The organism is Paenarthrobacter sp. AR 02, from assembly GCF_021538675.1.
GTDB lineage: Bacteria > Actinomycetota > Actinomycetes > Actinomycetales > Micrococcaceae > Arthrobacter.
Window position 1 is genome coordinate 1,006,292 of the sequence record NZ_JAJUKH010000001.1, and the last position, 16,509, is coordinate 1,022,800.

Genomic DNA, 16,509 nt, shown 5'->3' on the forward strand with positions numbered 1-16,509 from the left:
TTTCAGTGATGACTGTTCACGGTCCGTTAATCCCGTGCTGTGGCGCCGGTCCTAGTTCAGTGTCGGGGATGTCTGCTGTACTGGAAGCATGACTATTCTGACTGATACTCCAGTTGCTGGCATCGATGACCAGCTCAACAACAACAACAAGCTCATGATCGCTTTGGACGTCGACGGCACACTCGTCGATCACGACGGCCACATGTCCCCGGCTGTCCGATCCGCTGCACAGGCCGTTGTGGCCAGCGGGCATGACGTCATGATCGCTACGGGCCGCTCACTCAATGCCACGCTTCCCATCATCGAACAGATCGGCCTGGAGCGGGGTTACGCGGTCTGCTGCAACGGCGGCGTAACGCTCCGGCTGGACCCCGCAGTGGAGTCCGGCTACGAGATCATCCACAAGGCCACGTTTGATCCCGCTCCGGCACTGCAGGCACTGCGGAAACGGCTGCCTAACGCCAAGTACGCGCTCGAGGATGAGGACGGAAACTTCCTTTCCACCGAACGCTTCCAGGATGCCAGTTTCGGCGTGGAGTCCATCGGCGTCGACTTCCAAACGATGCTGGACGCTACCGCGGTCCGCGTGGTGGTTTTCAGCACTGACAACACCTCGGAAGAGTTCAACGAGGCAATCCGGCACATCGGGCTGTCCGGCGTGACCTATTCCGTCGGCTGGACGGCCTGGTTGGATATCGCTGCCGAGGGCGTCACGAAGGCCAGTGCTTTGGAAGCGCTGCGGCAGAAGCTCGGCACGGACCAGGCCAACACAGTGGCCGTGGGCGACGGCCGCAACGACATCGAGATGCTCACGTGGGCCGGCCGCGGCGTTGCCATGGGCCAGGCTCCGGATGAGGTCCTCGCCGTTGCTGATGAGGTCACCGCGTCAGTGCTCGACGACGGCGCAGCCTTGGTTTTGCGCGGCCTGCTGTAACTGCCACTCAACAGCTAAACCCGCCCTTGTTGGCCTCACAAGCCGCACAAGGGCGGGCTCAGCAAACAAGGGCGGGTCTGTAGTAGCCGCAGACGAAAACCTAGAGAACGGGCAGGACCTCGAGTCCGCCAAGGTACTTCTGCAGCGCCTTGGGAACATTGACCGAGCCGTCCGGGTTCTGGTGGTGCTCAAGGATGGCCACGATCCAACGCGTAGTGGCCAACGTACCGTTCAACGTGGCCACAGCACGGGTGCCCTTGGCGACACCTTCGTCGTTGATCACGCGTTCACGGATGTTGAGCCGGCGCGCTTGGAACGTGGTGCAGTTGGACGTTGAGGTGAGCTCGCGGTAGGCGTTCTGCGTGGGGACCCAGGCTTCGCAGTCGAACTTGCGGGCTGCGGACATGCCCAGGTCTCCTGCTGCCGTATCGATCACGCGGTAAGGGAGCTCGCACTTGGCCAGCATTTCCTCTTCCCAGGCCAGCAGGCGCTCATGCTCGGCGGCAGCTTCCTCAACGGTGGTGTAGATGAACATCTCCACCTTGTTGAACTGGTGCACTCGGATGATGCCCCGGGTGTCCTTGCCGTGCGAACCGGCCTCGCGGCGGTAGCAGGAGCTTTGGCCCGCATAACGGATGGGGCCTGCGGAGAGGTCCAGGATCTCGTCCGCGTGGTAGCCGGCGAGGGCCACTTCCGAGGTGCCCACAAGGTAAAGGTCGTCTTCAGCGAGACGGTAGATCTCGGCGTCGTGCTTTACATCGAAACCGGTGCCCTGCATGGTCTCCGGACGCACCAAAGTAGGGGTGATCATGGGGACGAAGCCCGCGTCGATTGCCTGTTCCATGGCCATCTGCAGCAACGCCATTTCCAGCCGGGCACCAACGCCGCGGAGGAAGTAGAAGCGTGAACCGGAGACCTTGGCACCACGTTCCATGTCGATCGCGCCGATCAGTTCGCCGATTTCCAGGTGGTCCTTCGGCTCGAAATCGGTGAATTCACGGGGGGTGCCGACGGTCTTGACCACGACGTAGTCGTCTTCGCCGCCCTCGGGCACGCCGTCCACAACGAGGTTGGGGATGACACGCAGGAGCTCCTCCTGCTTGGCCTGGGCTGCGGCGGCTTCAGCGGAAGCGGCCTTGACTGAGTTGGCGAGCTCCTTGACCTCGGCCAGAAGGGCCTGCTTTTCCTCACCCTTGGCCTGGGCCACCTTCTTGCCGAAAGCATTCTGCTCAGCGCGGAGTGTTTCGTGGCGGATCAGTGCTGCACGGCGATCGGCGTCAGCGGAGATGATCGCGTCCACAACGGACTCATCGGCACCACGGGCGCGCTGGCTGGCACGGAACTTGTCCGGATTTTCGCTGAGGTCTTTTACGTCGATCACCACACAAGACTATCGAACCGGCCGCGATTTCCCGGTGCGCCGGCGTCCAAACCCCGGACTGTCCACGATCCGGCGAAACAGGGCAGCCCAGCGGGATAGTGTTGGAGCACCATGAGCGACTGGATCCTGTACGTGATTCTCGCTGGGGGCGTGGCGTTTGCCGTCTCCAGTTGGTGGGGTGTGCGCCGGTTGAAAGCCCGCCACATCAGGAGCGCCGTTCGGGAGGATGCGCACAAGCCGAACCCCGGCGACCAGAAGGTTGCCGTGATCCTGAACCCGGTAAAGAACAACGCCGACGTTGCCCGCCAGGCCATCATCGATGCGTGCGAGCTCGCCGGCTGGGACGCGCCCCGGTTCTATGAAACGACGGTGGAAGACCCCGGTTATGGCCAGTCACGCCAAGCGCTGGCCGACCGTGCCGACGTCATCCTGGCGTGTGGTGGCGACGGAACAGTCCGCGTGGTGGCCGAGTGCCTGGCCCACAAGAATGTGGCGATGGGCCTCATTCCCGTGGGCACCGGAAACCTGCTGGCACGCAATGTCGATCTGGATGTCACCGACATGGAGGGCTGCATCCAGACAGCACTGTTCGGCCACCAGCGCTACATCGACACCGCCACCATGGCCATCAGCAACAGCATCACCGGCCACGCATCCACGCACACGTTCCTGGTGATCGCGGGCATGGGCCTGGACGCCGAGGTTGTCGGGGATACCCGGGAAGACCTCAAGAAAACCGTCGGCTGGCTTGCCTACACCGAAGCCGGCGTGCGCCACCTGCCGGGCCGACGGAAGCGCGTCAGCATCACCATGGATGACGAGCCCGAACAGGCACGCAAGATCCGCAGCGTGCTGTTCGCCAACTGTGGACTGATCCCGGGCGGCATCGACTTCATTCCGCAGGCCATGATTGACGACGGCATGCTGGACATCGTGGTGATGAGTCCGCGCAGCGCGTTTGGCTGGATCGCCATGTACACAAAGATCCTCTTCAAGCACAAGCACAACCTGCCCATGATGAACTTCTACCGCTCGGGCAAGGTGACCATCCGCAGCCAAGAGCCAATGGCCACACAGCTCGACGGCGACCCTTCCGGTGAGGCCACGAAGGTCACCGTGCAGGTTGAACCAGCTTCCCTGCTGGTGCGGGTACCGAAGGCGACGACCGCCTAGACAGCCCCGGCGTCAGGCTGGGCCGCGTTTCGCTCGGCTTCTTCGGCCGCTGCTTTCGCGGCAGCCCGGGCTTCGGACTGCTCCTTGATCATGGCCTGCTCTTCTTCAAAACGCAGGCGATCCGCACGATCCGCTTCGTCGCCGTCCCAGTCATCATTGTTCTCACGTGAGGGCTTGGGATTGACGATCATGCCCTGGCCGTCGTTGTCGTCGCTGTGGACAGTCATGACCGCTCCCTTCGTTGGTAATTCATCCACCGTTTATGGATCAGGCAAGCATACGCACACTTGGATCACTTCGAAAGGGCACCGGCTGTGCGCTGTGGACAGCGCCTACGAGCCCTTCAGCAGCGAGTCCACCCACGCGTGGGCGGAGGCAAAAGCCGCGTCGGACGTGTGCGGAGCCACAACGGCTGCCTGCCGGTCCGCGCGGGCGTAGGAGCCAAGGAACCGGGTTGCCGGGCTGATTCTGTGCAGGCCCGCCAACGCATCCGCTACCCGCGAATCCGCGGCGTGGCCATCGGCGTCGATACTGAAGAAGTAGTGGCCCAGATACTGTCCGGTGGGCCGCGATTCGATCCTGCTGAGGTTCACGCCGCGGGACGCGAACTGATCCAGGATGTCCATGAGGGCGCCGGGGTGGTCCTGGGGAAGCGGGACCACGACGGTGGTCTTGTCGGCTCCGGTCCGTTCAGGAAGCGGGCCGGGGCGGCTCACCAGGATGAAACGGGTGACGGCATCCGGGTTGTCGCCAATGTTCGCGGCCAGGACGTTCAGCCCGGGCTGTTCGGCTGCGATCAACGGGGCGCAGATTGCCGCGTCATAGGGTGCGTCGTCCGCCAACAGGCCCATGGCCGCGGCCGCCGTCGAGGAACCCGGAACGTAGTCTGCGTTCGGAAGGTGTTCGTCTACCCAGAGGCGGCACTGCGCCCAGGCGTGGCCGTGCGTCGAGATCCTCTTGATGTCGGAAAGCGCGACGCCGGGCCTCGCCACCAGCACGAAGGTGATGGGAACCAGGGCCTCACGGATAATCCGTAGCTCCTGGCCCGTGGCAATCGCATCCAGTGTTGCAGTGACCCCACCTTCAACCGAGTTCTCGATGGGGACCATGGCCGCATCGGCTTCGCCTGCCCGGACCCGGTCCAGGGCGGTGTTGACGTTGGTGCAGGGAATGCGGGTGGCATCAGCAGCGCCCGGCACCTGCATGAGGGCGGCCTCGGTGAAGGTGCCCTCGGGGCCGAGGAACGTGTAGGTGACTGCCGACATTAATATTCCTTGCTGGTTATATGCGTTGGTTACAGAACTACCGGCTTGAGCCCGTTGTCTGAAACCATCGGCTTTCCTGCTTCCAGCCACATGTCCATCCCACCGGCAACATTCACCGCGGAGTAGCCCTGGCCGACCAGCCACTGAACGGCCCGGAAAGATCGGCCGCCGGTGCGGCAGATGACGAAGAGGTCGTCGTCCGGGTCAAGCTCGTCCAGGCGCGCCGGCAGCTGGTCCATGGGGATGTGGCGTGCACCTTCGGCGTGCCCTGCCACCCATTCGTAGTCTTCGCGGACGTCCAGGATGCTGGCATCAGCCGGAATGTCGCCAACAGGCACAGTGTCGAAGTCGCTCATTGGGGTCCCTTCCCATCGATTTAAGTCCAGCATCCAGCCTAGTCCTCGCAGCCCGGAGCAGTAACCTGGACCCGCAGGCGGTTGCTTACGGGAGCGCGGGCGTTAAGACTGGACCCGAAGCAATCCATCGAAACCGTGAGGAGCACCCTGTGCCTGCTGGGCAACCCACCATCCTGGCGACGTCCGGCGGATACAAGCCGGGCGAACGCACCAGGATCGAGTTCAACCACTTGATGCACTACGCCGTGGAGCTCTCCGGCGTGACGGGCCGCGCGCCGCGGGTGACGCACATCGGCACGGCGTCCGGCGATCAACGCTGGTGGGCCGCCGAGATGGACCAGGCCGCCAGGATTGCGGGTTTCGATTTCAGCCACCTCAACCTTTTCACCATGCCGAACATCGCTGACCCGGAAGCGCACCTCCTGGACCAGGACGTGGTGTGGGTCAACGGAGGTTCGGTGGTGAACCTGCTGGCGGTGTGGCGCGCGCATGGGCTGGACCGGGCCCTCCGGAAGGCCTGGGAGGGCGGCGTGGTGCTTGCCGGCGTTTCCGCCGGTTCGATCTGCTGGTACCAGGGCGGCGTGACCGACTCCTTCGGTCCGGAACTGCGCCCGGTCACAGACGCCCTCGGCTTCCTGCCCTACGCCAGCGGCGTGCACTACGACTCCGAACCCCGCCGCGCCCCGGCCATCCACGCGTTGGTGGCCAACGGCACGCTGGGTGAAACCCACTGCACGGACGACGGCGTCGGGCTGGTTTACCGGGGCACGGAACTGGTGGAGGTGGTCTCCGAGGTGAAGAACAAGGCGGCCTTCCGGGTGACGGCCGGTGCGGGCGAGAGTGTGGACGCCGTGGCTGTGGAGGAACGGTTGGAGTCGCGTTTCCTTGGCTGATCCTTCATCCCGGGCCCTGGCCGGCCTGACCGCCGTAGGACTCCGTGATGCCTTGGCTTCCGGTGATCTGTCTGCCCGCGAGGCCTCCCAACACTTCCTCTCCGTCATCGAGGAGCGGAACAAGCACCTCGGCGCGTTCATCACGGTCATCCAGGAACAAGCCCTGACCGCAGCCAACACCGCCGACCAGTTGCACGCCCGCCTCTTGCGCCAGGGCAGGCTGGAAGAACTTCCCCTGCTTCACGGGATGCCCACGGCGTTCAAGGACCTCACCGACGTCGCGGGGGTTCCCACCACGCACGGCAGCGCGGCCCTGGACCACAAGCCAGCGTCCGAGGACGGCGCGTTGGCGGCGCACTTGAGGCGTCACGGCGTCATCCCACTGGGTAAGACGCAGGTTCCGGAGTTTGGACTGACGGCTCACAGCGAAAACCGCGTGGCACCGCCGTCGCGCAATCCGCACTCACCGGGGAGAAGCTCCGGCGGCTCCTCGGGCGGCAGCGCTGCCGCAGTGGCCGCAGGGCTGGTGCCGTTCGCGCCAGGGACCGACGGCGGCGGGTCCATCCGGATTCCGGCCGGTGCCTGCGGACTGGTGGGCCTGAAGCCCGGGCGGGGAACTGTGCCCGTGGGCACCAGCCCTGGCGATACGGCGCAGTTGGTGGTCACCGGCCCGCTCACCCGGACAGCCGCCGACGCCGCCTTGCTCATGGACGCCCTGGTCCCGCGGGACCAGGCGCCCGACGGCGGATACCTCGCCAACGTGGGTCGGGCGCCTGAGCCCCTGAAAATCGGCGTGAGCCTGGCGAGCCCTTGGGCCGGTATCTATCCGTTCGAGATTGAACCTGAAGCAATGGAGGCCCTGGCGAAGGGTCTGGAACTGTTGGAAAAGGCTGGCCACCGCGTTAGCGAAGCGGAGATCCGGTATGACAACCGCTATCCGGAAGCGTTCACCGCAGCCTGGACCGCCGGCGTCGGAAGCGCCCGGATAGCACCCCGACGGGAGGCGCTGCTGACCCCGCTGACCCGGACGTTCCGGCGGCGGGCGCAGCAGCGGAGCGCATCCAAGGTCAACGAAGCGCTGGGTTTCCTCCGGCAGTTCCAGCACGACACGATTGCGCAGTACTCTCCGTGGGACCTGATCCTCATGCCCACCCTGGCGCAGACGCCTCGGCCCATCGGCTGGTTCACCGGCGGTGGGCACAGCGGCGAGCGCTGGCCGAGCGAGTGGTCCGGCGACGCCGACGACGACTACAGAAGGCAGTGCGAGTATGCACCATGGTCCTCCATGGTGAACGTGTGCGGACTGCCGGCCATCAGCATCCCGGTTCACACAACTGTTGGTGGCTTGCCGATGGGGATCCAACTTATTGGCCGGATGGGGTCTGAGCTGCAGCTTCTCCAAGTGGCAGCATCCCTGGAGGCTCATTACTGACCGCATGCACGCGTGTCTAGCATATGGAAAGTGCTTGCCTTGAACATCTTTCGATGTGACAATGCCCGCGGTCAGTGCCAGCATTGAAAAAATGAGCACTCCACAAACCACGGCTGAGCCTGCCAAGGCTTCGGGCGATACGTCATTCTTCGGCCATCCCAAAATGCTGGCCAGCCTCTTCTCCGTGGAGATGTGGGAGCGATTCTCCTTCTACGGCATGCAGGGCATCCTGCTCTACTACATGTACTTCACCGCCGAACAGGGCGGCCTCTCCATTGACCAGGGCCTCGCGGCCAGCCTGGTGGGCGCCTACGGTGGAGGCGTCTACCTGTCGACGATCCTCGGCGCCTGGCTCGCCGACCGTCTCTTCGGCTCGGAGAAGGTCCTCTTCGGCTCCGCAATCATGATCATGGGCGGCCACATCGCTTTGGCACTGATTCCGGGGATTCCGGGCCTCATTGCCGGTTTGGTCCTGGTGGGCGTCGGCTCCGGCGGCCTGAAAGCCAACGCCACGGCCTTGGTTGGCACCTTGTACGGCGAGAAGGATGAGCGCCGCGATGCAGGTTTCTCCATCTTCTACATGGGCATCAACATCGGCGGACTCATCGGTCCGTTGGTTACCGGTTGGCTGCAGACGAGCTTCGGCTTCCATATCGGCTTCGCTGCGGCGGCCGTGGGCATGGCTATCGGCCTGGTTATTTACGCGCTCGGCCGCAAGCGCCTGCCCGAGGAAGCACACCGTGTCCCCAACCCGCTCCCGGCGAAGGACCGCACAAAGTATGGGCTGATCTTCCTGGGCATCCTTGTGGTGATAGGCGTCCTGTTGGGAACGGGGCTCGTCAACGCCAACAACCTGGCCCGCAGCATGGCGTACGCCGCCATCGGAGCTTCTGTGATCTACCTGGTCCTGATCTTCCGCAGCCCCTTGGTTTCCGGGCTGGAGCGCAAGCGCGTGGTGGCCTTTATTCCGCTCTACATCGCATCCGCCGCGTTCTGGGCACTGTTCCAGCAGCAGTTCACGTTCATTGCCGTCTACTCGCAGGAGAAGCTGGACCGCAATCTCTTCGGCTGGGAAATGCCGGCCGCATGGGTCCAATCAATCAACCCGGTATTCATCATCATTTTCGCCGGTGTCATGGCCGCCCTCTGGACCAAACTGGGCTCCAAGCAGCCCAGTTCGCCGCTGAAGTTCTCTGCGGGCCTGTTCATCATGGGCATTGCTTTCCTGGCTTTCATCCCGCTTGCGGGCGACGGCAAGACCCCGCTGCTCGCATTGGTGGGCATCCTGTTCCTGTTCACGCTGGCGGAGCTGTTCCTCTCCCCCATCGGCCTGTCCGTCAGCACCAAGCTCGCCCCGAAGGCGTTCCACACCCAGATGGTGGCCCTGTTCTTCCTGTCCGTCTCCCTCGGCACCACCCTGGCCGGCATCCTGGCCGGTCTTTACAACCCGCACGACGAGCTGCCGTACTTCCTGGGCATCGGCGGCGTGGCAGTGGTGCTCGCCGTGGGCCTGGCTTCGGCAACTCCCGCGATCAAGAAGTTGATGGGCGGGGTTCGCTGACAACCGACACAGCCGGACGTTGACCAACGACGGCGACCCTTGCGCCTGGTGGGATTCCCACCTGACGCAAGGGTCGCCGTCGTTCGTTTTTGCTTAGTAGTTGTACCGGCTGGTGGAGGCCCCGATCGCGGCAAAGAAGATGATGCCGAAGATTACGGTCAGTGCAATGCCGATGTAGCCCATCACCAGGCCTGCGATGGCCATGCCTTTGCCCGCTGGTTCCCGCTTGAGCGCGATGTGGCCGAGGATCACCGCTGCGATCTGCGGCAGGATGAAGAAGCCGAAGCCCACAAAGATGGCGATGCCGCAGCACATGCTGGCGATGCTCAGGCCTTTGGGCTCTGCCTGCATGGCGTAGTACGCGGGCTGGCCGTACGGGGACTGCGTCTGGCCGTAGGGCTGCTGGCCAAATGCCTGCTGCTGGTACGGGCTGGGCGGCTGGCCGTACGGCGACGGCGGCTGCTGGCTGTAGTCGCCCGGCGAGTAAGCGCTCTGGCTCGGGGGCTGCGGCTGGGTGTAGAAGTCGTTCTGACCCTGGTCGTTTTGCGTATAGGCGCTTTGCTCATGCGGCGGGATCGGCTGGGTGGCGTTGGCCCCCTGGTCCGGCGCGCTGTAATCCGGCGTGGCGGGCTGCGGCGCGCTGGCCTCCGGTGCGCTGAACTGTGCGGGCGGAACGTACTGCGGCGGTTGGTAGCCCGCAGGCTTGTCCTCGTTGTCCTTGGATGGCTGATCTGACATAGGAATCCCCTGCTATCTGGTCTTTGATTCCAACACTACCGCCGTCGGGGGTGGTGCATAAGTAGGACACATGTGACGGGATTCATGCATATGCATGGAATATGACCGGGAAGCAAAGGGTTGTCACTAATAGCGACGTAAGCAGCGCTAACTACGAAATCTGCGGGATTAGTCCCGCGAAGGAGGAATCATGGGTAACTTCGAAGGCAAAACCGCGCTCGTCACCGGCGGCGGTTCAGGGCTCGGCGAAGCGATCAGCAAGGACCTCGCCAGGAACGGCGTCAACGTGGTTGTCACGGACGTCAATCTCGACGCCGCCACCCGCGTAGCCGACGAGATCACCGCCGCAGGCGGGAAAGCCGTACCCTTCCAGGGCAACACAGCAGTTGCCGAGGACAGCAAGAAAGCCGTCGACTTCGCCGTCGAGACCTATGGTGCCCTTAACTACGCCGTCAACAACGCCGGAATCGGCGGAGCCAACGCCCCCATTGGCGAAGTCGACATCGATGACTGGGACCGCGTTATTGGAATCAACCTGAGCGGCGTCCTGTATGGAATGCGCTACCAGATCCCGGCCATCCTCGCAGCAGGCGCTTCCGAAGGCGCAATCGTCAACATGGCATCGATCCACGGTGCCGTCGCCGCACCCGGCAATGCCGCCTACACCGCAGCCAAGCACGGCGTCGTCGGCCTGACCAAAAACGCAGCCGCCGAATACGGCGCCCAGGGCTTGCGCGTCAACGCCATCGGCCCGGGCTACATCGACACCCCGCTCCTGGCCAGCGCCCCGAAGGAAGTCATCAGCGGCCTCGAAGCCAAGCACTCGCTCGGCCGCCTGGGCAAGGCAGAAGAGATCGCGAACGTCACTACGTTCCTCCTATCTGACAAGGCCAGCTTCATGACCGGTTCGTACGTACTTGTCGACGGCGGCTACACGGCTGTCTAGCGGCGCCTCCTCACTGACACCCCCGCTCCGCCCCGGTTCCTTGGACCGGGGCGGAGCGTTCTTTTGGCTAGCAGCCGTTCTTGAACAAGAGGTTAATCTTCATTCAGGGGCGGCTGCCGTGGGCGCCATTCGGCGTCACAGGGACCGGATCCCGGACATTTCCTGTCGGCAGGCCCCGAGGTCTGGCATGCTGGACCCCATGGCTAGCCGAGCGGGCACAGTTGCCCTTCCCCAAGACCTTGTAGACATCACAGCCCTGCTGGACGCGTACTTCGACGTCGCGCCTGACCTGGGTGACCCCGCGCAGCGTGTGGCGTTTGGAACGTCTGGACACCGCGGATCCAGCTTGAAGGCGTCGTTCAACGAGCCGCATATCCTCGCGATCACGCAGGCAATCGTCGAATACCGCGGGCGTCAGGGCATTACCGGGCCGCTGTTCATAGGACGGGACACCCACGCCCTCAGCGAACCGGCACAGAACTCCGCGCTGGAAGTTCTGGCCGCCAACGGAGTCACCGTGCTGGTTGACGCACGGCACGCCTACACACCTACGCCCGCGCTGAGCCACGCCATCCTGAAGTACAACCGCGAAGCAGCCCCGGGCACGCCCCAGGCCGACGGAATCGTGGTCACCCCCAGCCACAACCCGCCCGGTGACGGCGGCTTCAAATACAACCCGCCCCATGGCGGTCCGGCTGACACTGACGCCACAGGCTGGATCGCCGACCGCGCCAACCAACTGCTGGAGAACGGCCTCCGTGGTGTGAAGCGCATTCCGTTGAACGATGCCTTGAACGCGGAAACCACCGGCAAGTTCGACTTCCTGAGCAGCTACGTGGACGACCTCCCCTCAGTGCTCAACCTCGACGCGATCCGTGAGGCCGGTGTCCGCATCGGCGCAGATCCCATGGGCGGCGCTTCGGTGGACTACTGGGGCGAAATCGGCGAGCGCCACCAGTTGAACCTCACGGTGGTTAACCCCACGGTCGATCCGCAGTGGGCTTTCATGACCCTGGACTGGGACGAGAAGATCCGTATGGATTGCTCGTCGCCGTCGGCCATGGCCTCCCTGATCAAGCGAATGTCAGTGGGTGCGGACGGTACAGCCGCCTACGACATCGCTACCGGCAACGACGCCGACGCCGACCGCCACGGCATTGTCACCCCTGACGGCGGCCTCATGAACCCCAACCACTACCTCGCCGTCGCCATCGACTACCTTTATCGGAACCGCAGTGGCTGGAACCCCGAATCGGTGGTGGGCAAGACCCTGGTTTCCTCCTCGATCATCGACCGCGTTGCTTCCGGGCTCGGACGCAAGCTGGTTGAGGTGCCGGTCGGTTTCAAGTGGTTCGTCCCTGGCCTGCTCTCCGGCGAAGGCGCATTCGGTGGCGAGGAATCAGCCGGAGCATCCTTCAACAAGCTCGACGGCAGCGTCTGGACCACCGACAAGGACGGCATCCTGCTGGCTCTTCTGGCTTCGGAAATCACGGCCGTCACCGGCTCCTCCCCCTCGCAGCTCTACAAGGGCCTCACCGACCAGTTCGGTGCGCCGGTATACGCGCGCATCGATGCAGCCGCCACACGAGAGCAGAAATCCAAGCTGGGCAAGCTCTCCGCTGCCGACGTCACGGCAACTTCCTTGGCTGGCGAAGAGATCACCGCAAAGCTCACTGAGGCACCTGGCAACGGCGCTTCGATTGGTGGCTTGAAGGTTGTTACGGAGAACGCCTGGTTCGCGGCACGCCCTTCCGGCACCGAGGACGTCTACAAGATCTACGCTGAGTCCTTCAAGGGCGCCGACCACCTGGCCCTGGTGCAGGAAGAAGCCAAGGCCTTGGTGGACGGGGTCATCTCGTAGGTGAGAGAGCGTCCGCCCCAAACAGGCGGGACGTGAGCGAGCGTCCGTGAGTCCCAACGCTCTCTCACGAAACAGACGGGATTTCCCAACGCTCTCCCACAAAACCGACGGGATTCCCCAACGCTCTCTCACATCCCGGCCTCCTGGAACACCGCTGGCCCATAAACAGGAAGCACCGCTGACCTTTAAAACGAGAACCGCCCGCTCACTTCAGGTGAGCGGGCGGTTCTGCGTTTGGAGCCTTAGACGGTGCGGACCACATCCTCGTAGGAGAACTTCGGCTTGGCTGCGCCCCAGGCATCGGGGCCGGGCTGGCCGATGTTGACCACGAGGAAGCTCTTCTGGTCACCGTTTGGGAAGAATTCGGCGTCGATCGCGGCGAAGTCGGCTCCGGTCATCGGTCCTGCGGCGAAGCCGAGCGAGCGGACGGCCAGGATGAAGTAGCCAGCCTGCAGGTGGGCGTTGTTGTTGCCCGTGGCCGCAGCAAGTTCCGCATTGTCGTCGTACATGGCCTTGGGGGCGCCGTACTCGGGGAGGAACTTGTCCCACTGGCCCTGCCAGTTGGTGTCGTAGGACAGGAGCGCGACCAGAGGCGCGGATGCGGTCTTCGCCTGGTTGCCGCGGGAAAGGTGGTCCACCAGCTTGGCGCGGGCTTCGTCCGAGCGGACGTACGTCACGCGGAGCGGCTGGGAGTTGAAAGCCGTCGGGCCGAACTTGGTGAGCTCGTAGATGGCGCGGGCCTGCTCTTCGGTAACCTCACCGGCAAAGCTGTTGGCGGTACGGGCTTCGGCAAAAATGGCGTCGACTGCTGCGGCGTCAATGACTGCTTCTTCGTGTGCAATCGTCATGGATGAACCTTTCGCTTGGCCAGACCTTGTAGGCGGCCGGGCACTTCTGCTTTCCATGGTTGCAACTTCAACTTTGCTTGTCCTCTTCCCGTGACGGCGCGTGACGTTGCGCACAAAGCATGACTCCGCGTGTCGCTTCTTTGCGTTGCTGGGCCCGCCATGCGTGCCAGATCCAGCGCGAAGCGCGTAGAGCAGGCCCCGCAATGGCGGTAATGTTGCACCGAATCCCAACACTCTTCTGAGGAAGGCCTGCCATGAGCATGCTCGGCACCAAATGGAAGCTCCACGGCAACGGCAAGTCCATCCGGCCCGGCCACGTGGTGGCGCCGGATGAGCGGCTCGCGTGGCCGTTGACCATCGGCATCGGCATGCAGCATGTTGTGGCCATGTTCGGCGCGACCTTCCTGGTCCCCATCATCACCGGCATGCCGCCGGCCACCACCTTGTTCTTCTCAGGCATCGGGACGCTGCTCTTCCTGGTGGTCACCAAGGGCCGAGTGCCCAGCTACCTCGGTTCAAGCTTCGCGTTCATCGCCCCGATCATGGCGTCCCAACAGCAGTACGGCGTCAGCGGCGCCTTGGGCGGCGTGGTGCTGGCCGGCGTCGTACTGGCCCTTATTGGTGCCGTCGTGCAGAAGTTCGGTGCCGACTGGATCAATCGGCTCATGCCGCCGATCGTTACCGGCGCGATCGTCGCGCTGATCGGCCTCAACCTGGCCCCTGCCGCGAAGAACAACTTCGACGCCGCCCCCGTCACCGCCCTGGTCACCTTGGTGACGATCATCCTGGTGTCCGTCCTGTTCCGCGGCATCCTGGGACGGCTAAGCATCCTGGTGGGCGTTGTGGTGGGGTACCTCGTGGCCATGATGCGCGGCGAGGTCAGCTACGAAAAAATGGACGCCGCAGCCTGGGTTGGCCTCCCGTTCTTCCAGACGCCCGAGTTCCACATTGGGGTTGTGGGGCTGTTTGTTCCGGTGGTTTTGGTGCTGGTGGCTGAGAACGTCGGGCACGTGAAGTCGGTAGCTGCCATGACCGGCCAAAACCTCGACGGCGTCTCCGGGCGCGCGCTGATGGCCGACGGCGCCGCGACGGTACTTGCCGGATTTGGCGGCGGTTCGGGTACAACCACTTACGCCGAAAACATCGGCGTCATGGCCGCCACCAAGGTCTATTCGACGGCGGCCTACTGGGTGGCCGGTATCTTCGCCATCCTGCTGAGCTTCTCCCCGAAATTCGGCGAACTGATCGCTACAGTTCCCGCTGGTGTCCTGGGTGGCGCCGCGACGATGCTCTACGGCATGATCGGCGTCCTTGGCGTGAAGATCTGGGTGCAGAACAAGGTCAACTTCTCCAACCCGATCAACCTGACCACCGCTGCCGTGGCTTTGATTATTGGCATCGCGGACTACACATGGACCATTGGCGAGCTGAAGTTCACGGGCATCGCCCTCGGCTCAGCTGCGGCACTGGTGATCTACCACGGCATGAAGGGACTCGCCCGTTGGCGCGGGACCGTGGCTGAACCGGAGACCGAGACGGCGGGACTGCCGCCTGCAGTGAAGTCGGCGATGAACGCCGCCGCCAAGCGAACGGGCCGCAAGGGGAAGTAGGCCCGCAACGGCCCGCTACTTGCTCCCGAACCTGGCGTTGTAGCGGCTCATGAACGCGGCCATGGCGTCGCGGGCGACCGGCTCGAGGGGACGGTAGGTCCTGGTTCCGTTCGCCTCGGCCCAGCCGGTACTGATGCCGCTGGCCGCCAACCAGGTGATCTGCTTGTAGAACGGGTTGTTCGTGGCCACATCAGCGAACGGCGACTTCGCGGGCGGGGTGTAGGCGGGCGATCCGGCCAAGCGGTACATGAACGCGGCCATGGCATCACGCGCAACGGGCGCGAGTGGCCGGTAGGTCTTGGTCCCGTTGGCCTCGGTCCAGCCCGTGCTGATGCCCTTGCTGGCGAGCCAAGTGATCTGCTTGTAGAACGGGTTGTTCGTGGCCACATCAGCGAACGGCGACTTGGCCGGCGGGGTGAAGGAAGGCGATCCGGCCAAGCGGTACATGAACGCGGCCATGGCATCACGCGCAACGGGCGCGAGTGGCCGGTACGTCCTGGCGCCGTTCGATTCGGTCCAGCCAGTCGAGATGCCACGCGATCCGAGCCAGTTGATCTCGGTGGTGAACTGGCCACCGGAGATATCAGAGAATATCGGCCCAGGGTTGGTGGCAAAGGACTTCAGCTGAGTCAGCGTTCCGTTGTAGACGTTCTGGTCCCCGGGGAAGACGCCCGAGTCGGCGTGCTGCCACAGGGTGTAGGTCTTCCAGCCAGTGGGAAGCGCTCCGGGCGTGGATGCCCAGTTGGCGATGTGTAGCGGGTGGTTCCCAAAGCCACTGGCCTTGCCGGTGCACCTGTTCCACCAGTCGGTAGTCGTGTAGATGGCTGGAAGACGCCCGGTCCGGGCCAGGATGGTGGTGGAGAAGTCGGAAATCCACGCCACCATTTGACCAGGGGTCATTCCGTAGCAGGCGCCGTCGCCATAGGGGCTGTACTCCAGGTCCAGCAAAGCGGGAAGCGTCTTGCCGTCCGGTTTCCACGCCGCACCACTCTGAAGGAAGTAGTTTGCTTGCGCTGCACCGGACGAAGCGTTGGGAAGGGCGAAGTGATACGCGCCGCGGAGCATCCCGGCAGCAGCAGCCCCCGCATACTGTGCAGAGAAATAGGGGTTGCTGTACCCGGTCCCTTCGCTGGCCTTGACGTAGGCGAACTTCGCCCCGTTCGCTGCGGCCTTGGACCAGTCAACCCCGCCCTGGTGGCTGCTCACGTCCATTCCACGCACGCCTTGCGGCACTGCCAAGGGCGAAGCGTCCTGGATGGTTGCCAAATCCTGGCCCTCGCTTTCGTTGTCACGAAGAGTGGATCCCATGGCGTGGTCCCCTTGGCCTGGTTCTTCGGCGGCGGTGGCTGCCTCTGCCCCTGAGGCGGCGAGGGTTGCGGCGGCCAAAAGAAACGCAGCCACCTTGGCTCCGAGTGAGAATCGGGACGGCGTCTTGGCGGGCGTGAGCGTTCTGAACATGGGGTGAGTCCTCCGGGGTGCGGGAGGAACCGGCGCCCCCACGTCATGCGACT

At 63.9% G+C, this 16,509-nt stretch carries 15 protein-coding genes; 8 read left to right on the forward strand and 7 right to left on the reverse strand.

From position 1 onward, the window contains the following. The first annotated feature begins 88 nt into the window (after window positions 1-88). A complete protein-coding gene (locus tag LRQ04_RS04685) occupies window positions 89-934 on the forward strand; it encodes an HAD family hydrolase (protein ID WP_235518007.1) in 846 nt (281 codons plus the stop codon). 100 nt (window positions 935-1,034) lie between these two features. On the opposite strand, the gene serS is transcribed toward LRQ04_RS04685, so the two are convergent. Next, the gene (gene serS / locus LRQ04_RS04690) at window positions 1,035-2,315 is read right to left on the reverse strand and encodes a serine--tRNA ligase (protein WP_211710411.1); all 1,281 of its coding nucleotides are present in this window, start codon (window positions 2,313-2,315) and stop codon (window positions 1,035-1,037) included. A 111-nt stretch (window positions 2,316-2,426) separates the two neighbouring features. On the opposite strand from serS, the gene LRQ04_RS04695 reads away from it, so the two are divergent. Then, window positions 2,427-3,488 (forward strand): diacylglycerol kinase family protein, encoded by a 1,062-nt coding sequence (locus LRQ04_RS04695; protein WP_235518008.1) that lies wholly within the window; start codon window positions 2,427-2,429, stop codon window positions 3,486-3,488. Here the strand turns inward: LRQ04_RS04695 and LRQ04_RS04700 are convergent. The 3 genes from LRQ04_RS04700 to LRQ04_RS04710 all read right to left on the reverse strand — a co-directional run bounded on the left by LRQ04_RS04700 (window position 3,485) and on the right by LRQ04_RS04710 (window position 5,109). After that, complete coding sequence (locus tag LRQ04_RS04700; protein WP_235518009.1) at window positions 3,485-3,715, reverse strand: hypothetical protein; 231 nt, start codon at window positions 3,713-3,715, stop codon at window positions 3,485-3,487. The two genes, LRQ04_RS04695 and LRQ04_RS04700, sit on opposite strands and share 4 nt — an antisense overlap. 105 nt (window positions 3,716-3,820) lie before the next feature. Then, window positions 3,821-4,753 carry a prephenate dehydratase gene (gene pheA, locus LRQ04_RS04705; RefSeq protein ID WP_235518010.1) on the reverse strand — a complete coding sequence of 311 codons (933 nt, stop codon included), beginning with the start codon at window positions 4,751-4,753 and terminating at the stop codon, window positions 3,821-3,823. A gap of 29 nt (window positions 4,754-4,782) precedes the next feature. Further along, window positions 4,783-5,109: a rhodanese-like domain-containing protein gene (locus LRQ04_RS04710; RefSeq protein WP_235518011.1), complete on the reverse strand. Its 327-nt coding sequence runs from the start codon at window positions 5,107-5,109 to the stop codon at window positions 4,783-4,785. A gap of 149 nt (window positions 5,110-5,258) precedes the next feature. On the opposite strand from LRQ04_RS04710, the gene LRQ04_RS04715 reads away from it, so the two are divergent. The 3 genes from LRQ04_RS04715 to LRQ04_RS04725 all read left to right on the forward strand — a co-directional run bounded on the left by LRQ04_RS04715 (window position 5,259) and on the right by LRQ04_RS04725 (window position 8,995). Then, a complete protein-coding gene (locus LRQ04_RS04715; protein WP_235518012.1) occupies window positions 5,259-6,002 on the forward strand; it encodes a peptidase E in 744 nt (247 codons plus the stop codon). Continuing rightward, window positions 5,995-7,434, forward strand: coding sequence for an amidase (locus LRQ04_RS04720; RefSeq protein WP_235518013.1), 1,440 nt, complete (start codon window positions 5,995-5,997; stop codon window positions 7,432-7,434). The genes LRQ04_RS04715 and LRQ04_RS04720 overlap by 8 nt, the downstream gene beginning before the upstream one ends. A 61-nt stretch (window positions 7,435-7,495) precedes the next feature. After that, a complete protein-coding gene (locus LRQ04_RS04725) occupies window positions 7,496-8,995 on the forward strand; it encodes a peptide MFS transporter (protein WP_235518014.1) in 1,500 nt (499 codons plus the stop codon). Between the two features lie 93 nt (window positions 8,996-9,088). On the opposite strand, the gene LRQ04_RS04730 is transcribed toward LRQ04_RS04725, so the two are convergent. Next, a complete protein-coding gene (locus LRQ04_RS04730; protein ID WP_235518015.1) occupies window positions 9,089-9,733 on the reverse strand; it encodes a DUF4190 domain-containing protein in 645 nt (214 codons plus the stop codon). A gap of 190 nt (window positions 9,734-9,923) precedes the next feature. Between LRQ04_RS04730 and LRQ04_RS04735 the strand changes: the two genes are divergently transcribed. Then, a complete protein-coding gene (locus tag LRQ04_RS04735) occupies window positions 9,924-10,679 on the forward strand; it encodes an SDR family NAD(P)-dependent oxidoreductase (RefSeq protein WP_235518016.1) in 756 nt (251 codons plus the stop codon). Window positions 10,680-10,878: 199 nt separating this feature from the next. Then, complete coding sequence (gene pgm, locus LRQ04_RS04740; protein ID WP_235518017.1) at window positions 10,879-12,540, forward strand: phosphoglucomutase (alpha-D-glucose-1,6-bisphosphate-dependent); 1,662 nt, start codon at window positions 10,879-10,881, stop codon at window positions 12,538-12,540. Window positions 12,541-12,782: 242 nt separating this feature from the next. On the opposite strand, the gene LRQ04_RS04745 is transcribed toward pgm, so the two are convergent. After that, entirely contained in the window at window positions 12,783-13,388 is a 606-nt protein-coding gene (locus LRQ04_RS04745; RefSeq protein ID WP_235518018.1) for a malonic semialdehyde reductase, read from the reverse strand. 254 nt (window positions 13,389-13,642) lie between these two features. On the opposite strand from LRQ04_RS04745, the gene LRQ04_RS04750 reads away from it, so the two are divergent. Next, on the forward strand, window positions 13,643-14,998 hold the full coding sequence (locus LRQ04_RS04750) for a uracil-xanthine permease family protein (protein ID WP_235518019.1): 1,356 nt from the start codon (window positions 13,643-13,645) through the stop codon (window positions 14,996-14,998). A 15-nt stretch (window positions 14,999-15,013) separates the two neighbouring features. On the opposite strand, the gene LRQ04_RS04755 is transcribed toward LRQ04_RS04750, so the two are convergent. Beyond that, complete coding sequence (locus LRQ04_RS04755) at window positions 15,014-16,456, reverse strand: lysozyme (RefSeq protein ID WP_235518020.1); 1,443 nt, start codon at window positions 16,454-16,456, stop codon at window positions 15,014-15,016. Window positions 16,457-16,509: the final 53 nt, after the last annotated feature.

Coding starts and splice junctions, on each gene's coding strand:
- LRQ04_RS04695 (WP_235518008.1), top strand. CDS start 2,427: ATGAGCGACTGGATCCTGTACGTGATTCTCGCTGGGGGCGTGGCGTTT.
- LRQ04_RS04710 (WP_235518011.1), bottom strand. CDS start 5,109: ATGAGCGACTTCGACACTGTGCCTGTTGGCGACATTCCGGCTGATGCC.
- LRQ04_RS04685 (WP_235518007.1), top strand. CDS start 89: ATGACTATTCTGACTGATACTCCAGTTGCTGGCATCGATGACCAGCTC.
- LRQ04_RS04735 (WP_235518016.1), top strand. CDS start 9,924: ATGGGTAACTTCGAAGGCAAAACCGCGCTCGTCACCGGCGGCGGTTCA.
- LRQ04_RS04745 (WP_235518018.1), bottom strand. CDS start 13,388: ATGACGATTGCACACGAAGAAGCAGTCATTGACGCCGCAGCAGTCGAC.
- LRQ04_RS04755 (WP_235518020.1), bottom strand. CDS start 16,456: ATGTTCAGAACGCTCACGCCCGCCAAGACGCCGTCCCGATTCTCACTC.
- LRQ04_RS04725 (WP_235518014.1), top strand. CDS start 7,496: ATGCCCGCGGTCAGTGCCAGCATTGAAAAAATGAGCACTCCACAAACC.
- pgm (WP_235518017.1), top strand. CDS start 10,879: ATGGCTAGCCGAGCGGGCACAGTTGCCCTTCCCCAAGACCTTGTAGAC.
- LRQ04_RS04700 (WP_235518009.1), bottom strand. CDS start 3,715: ATGACTGTCCACAGCGACGACAACGACGGCCAGGGCATGATCGTCAAT.
- LRQ04_RS04750 (WP_235518019.1), top strand. CDS start 13,643: ATGAGCATGCTCGGCACCAAATGGAAGCTCCACGGCAACGGCAAGTCC.
- pheA (WP_235518010.1), bottom strand. CDS start 4,753: ATGTCGGCAGTCACCTACACGTTCCTCGGCCCCGAGGGCACCTTCACC.
- LRQ04_RS04730 (WP_235518015.1), bottom strand. CDS start 9,733: ATGTCAGATCAGCCATCCAAGGACAACGAGGACAAGCCTGCGGGCTAC.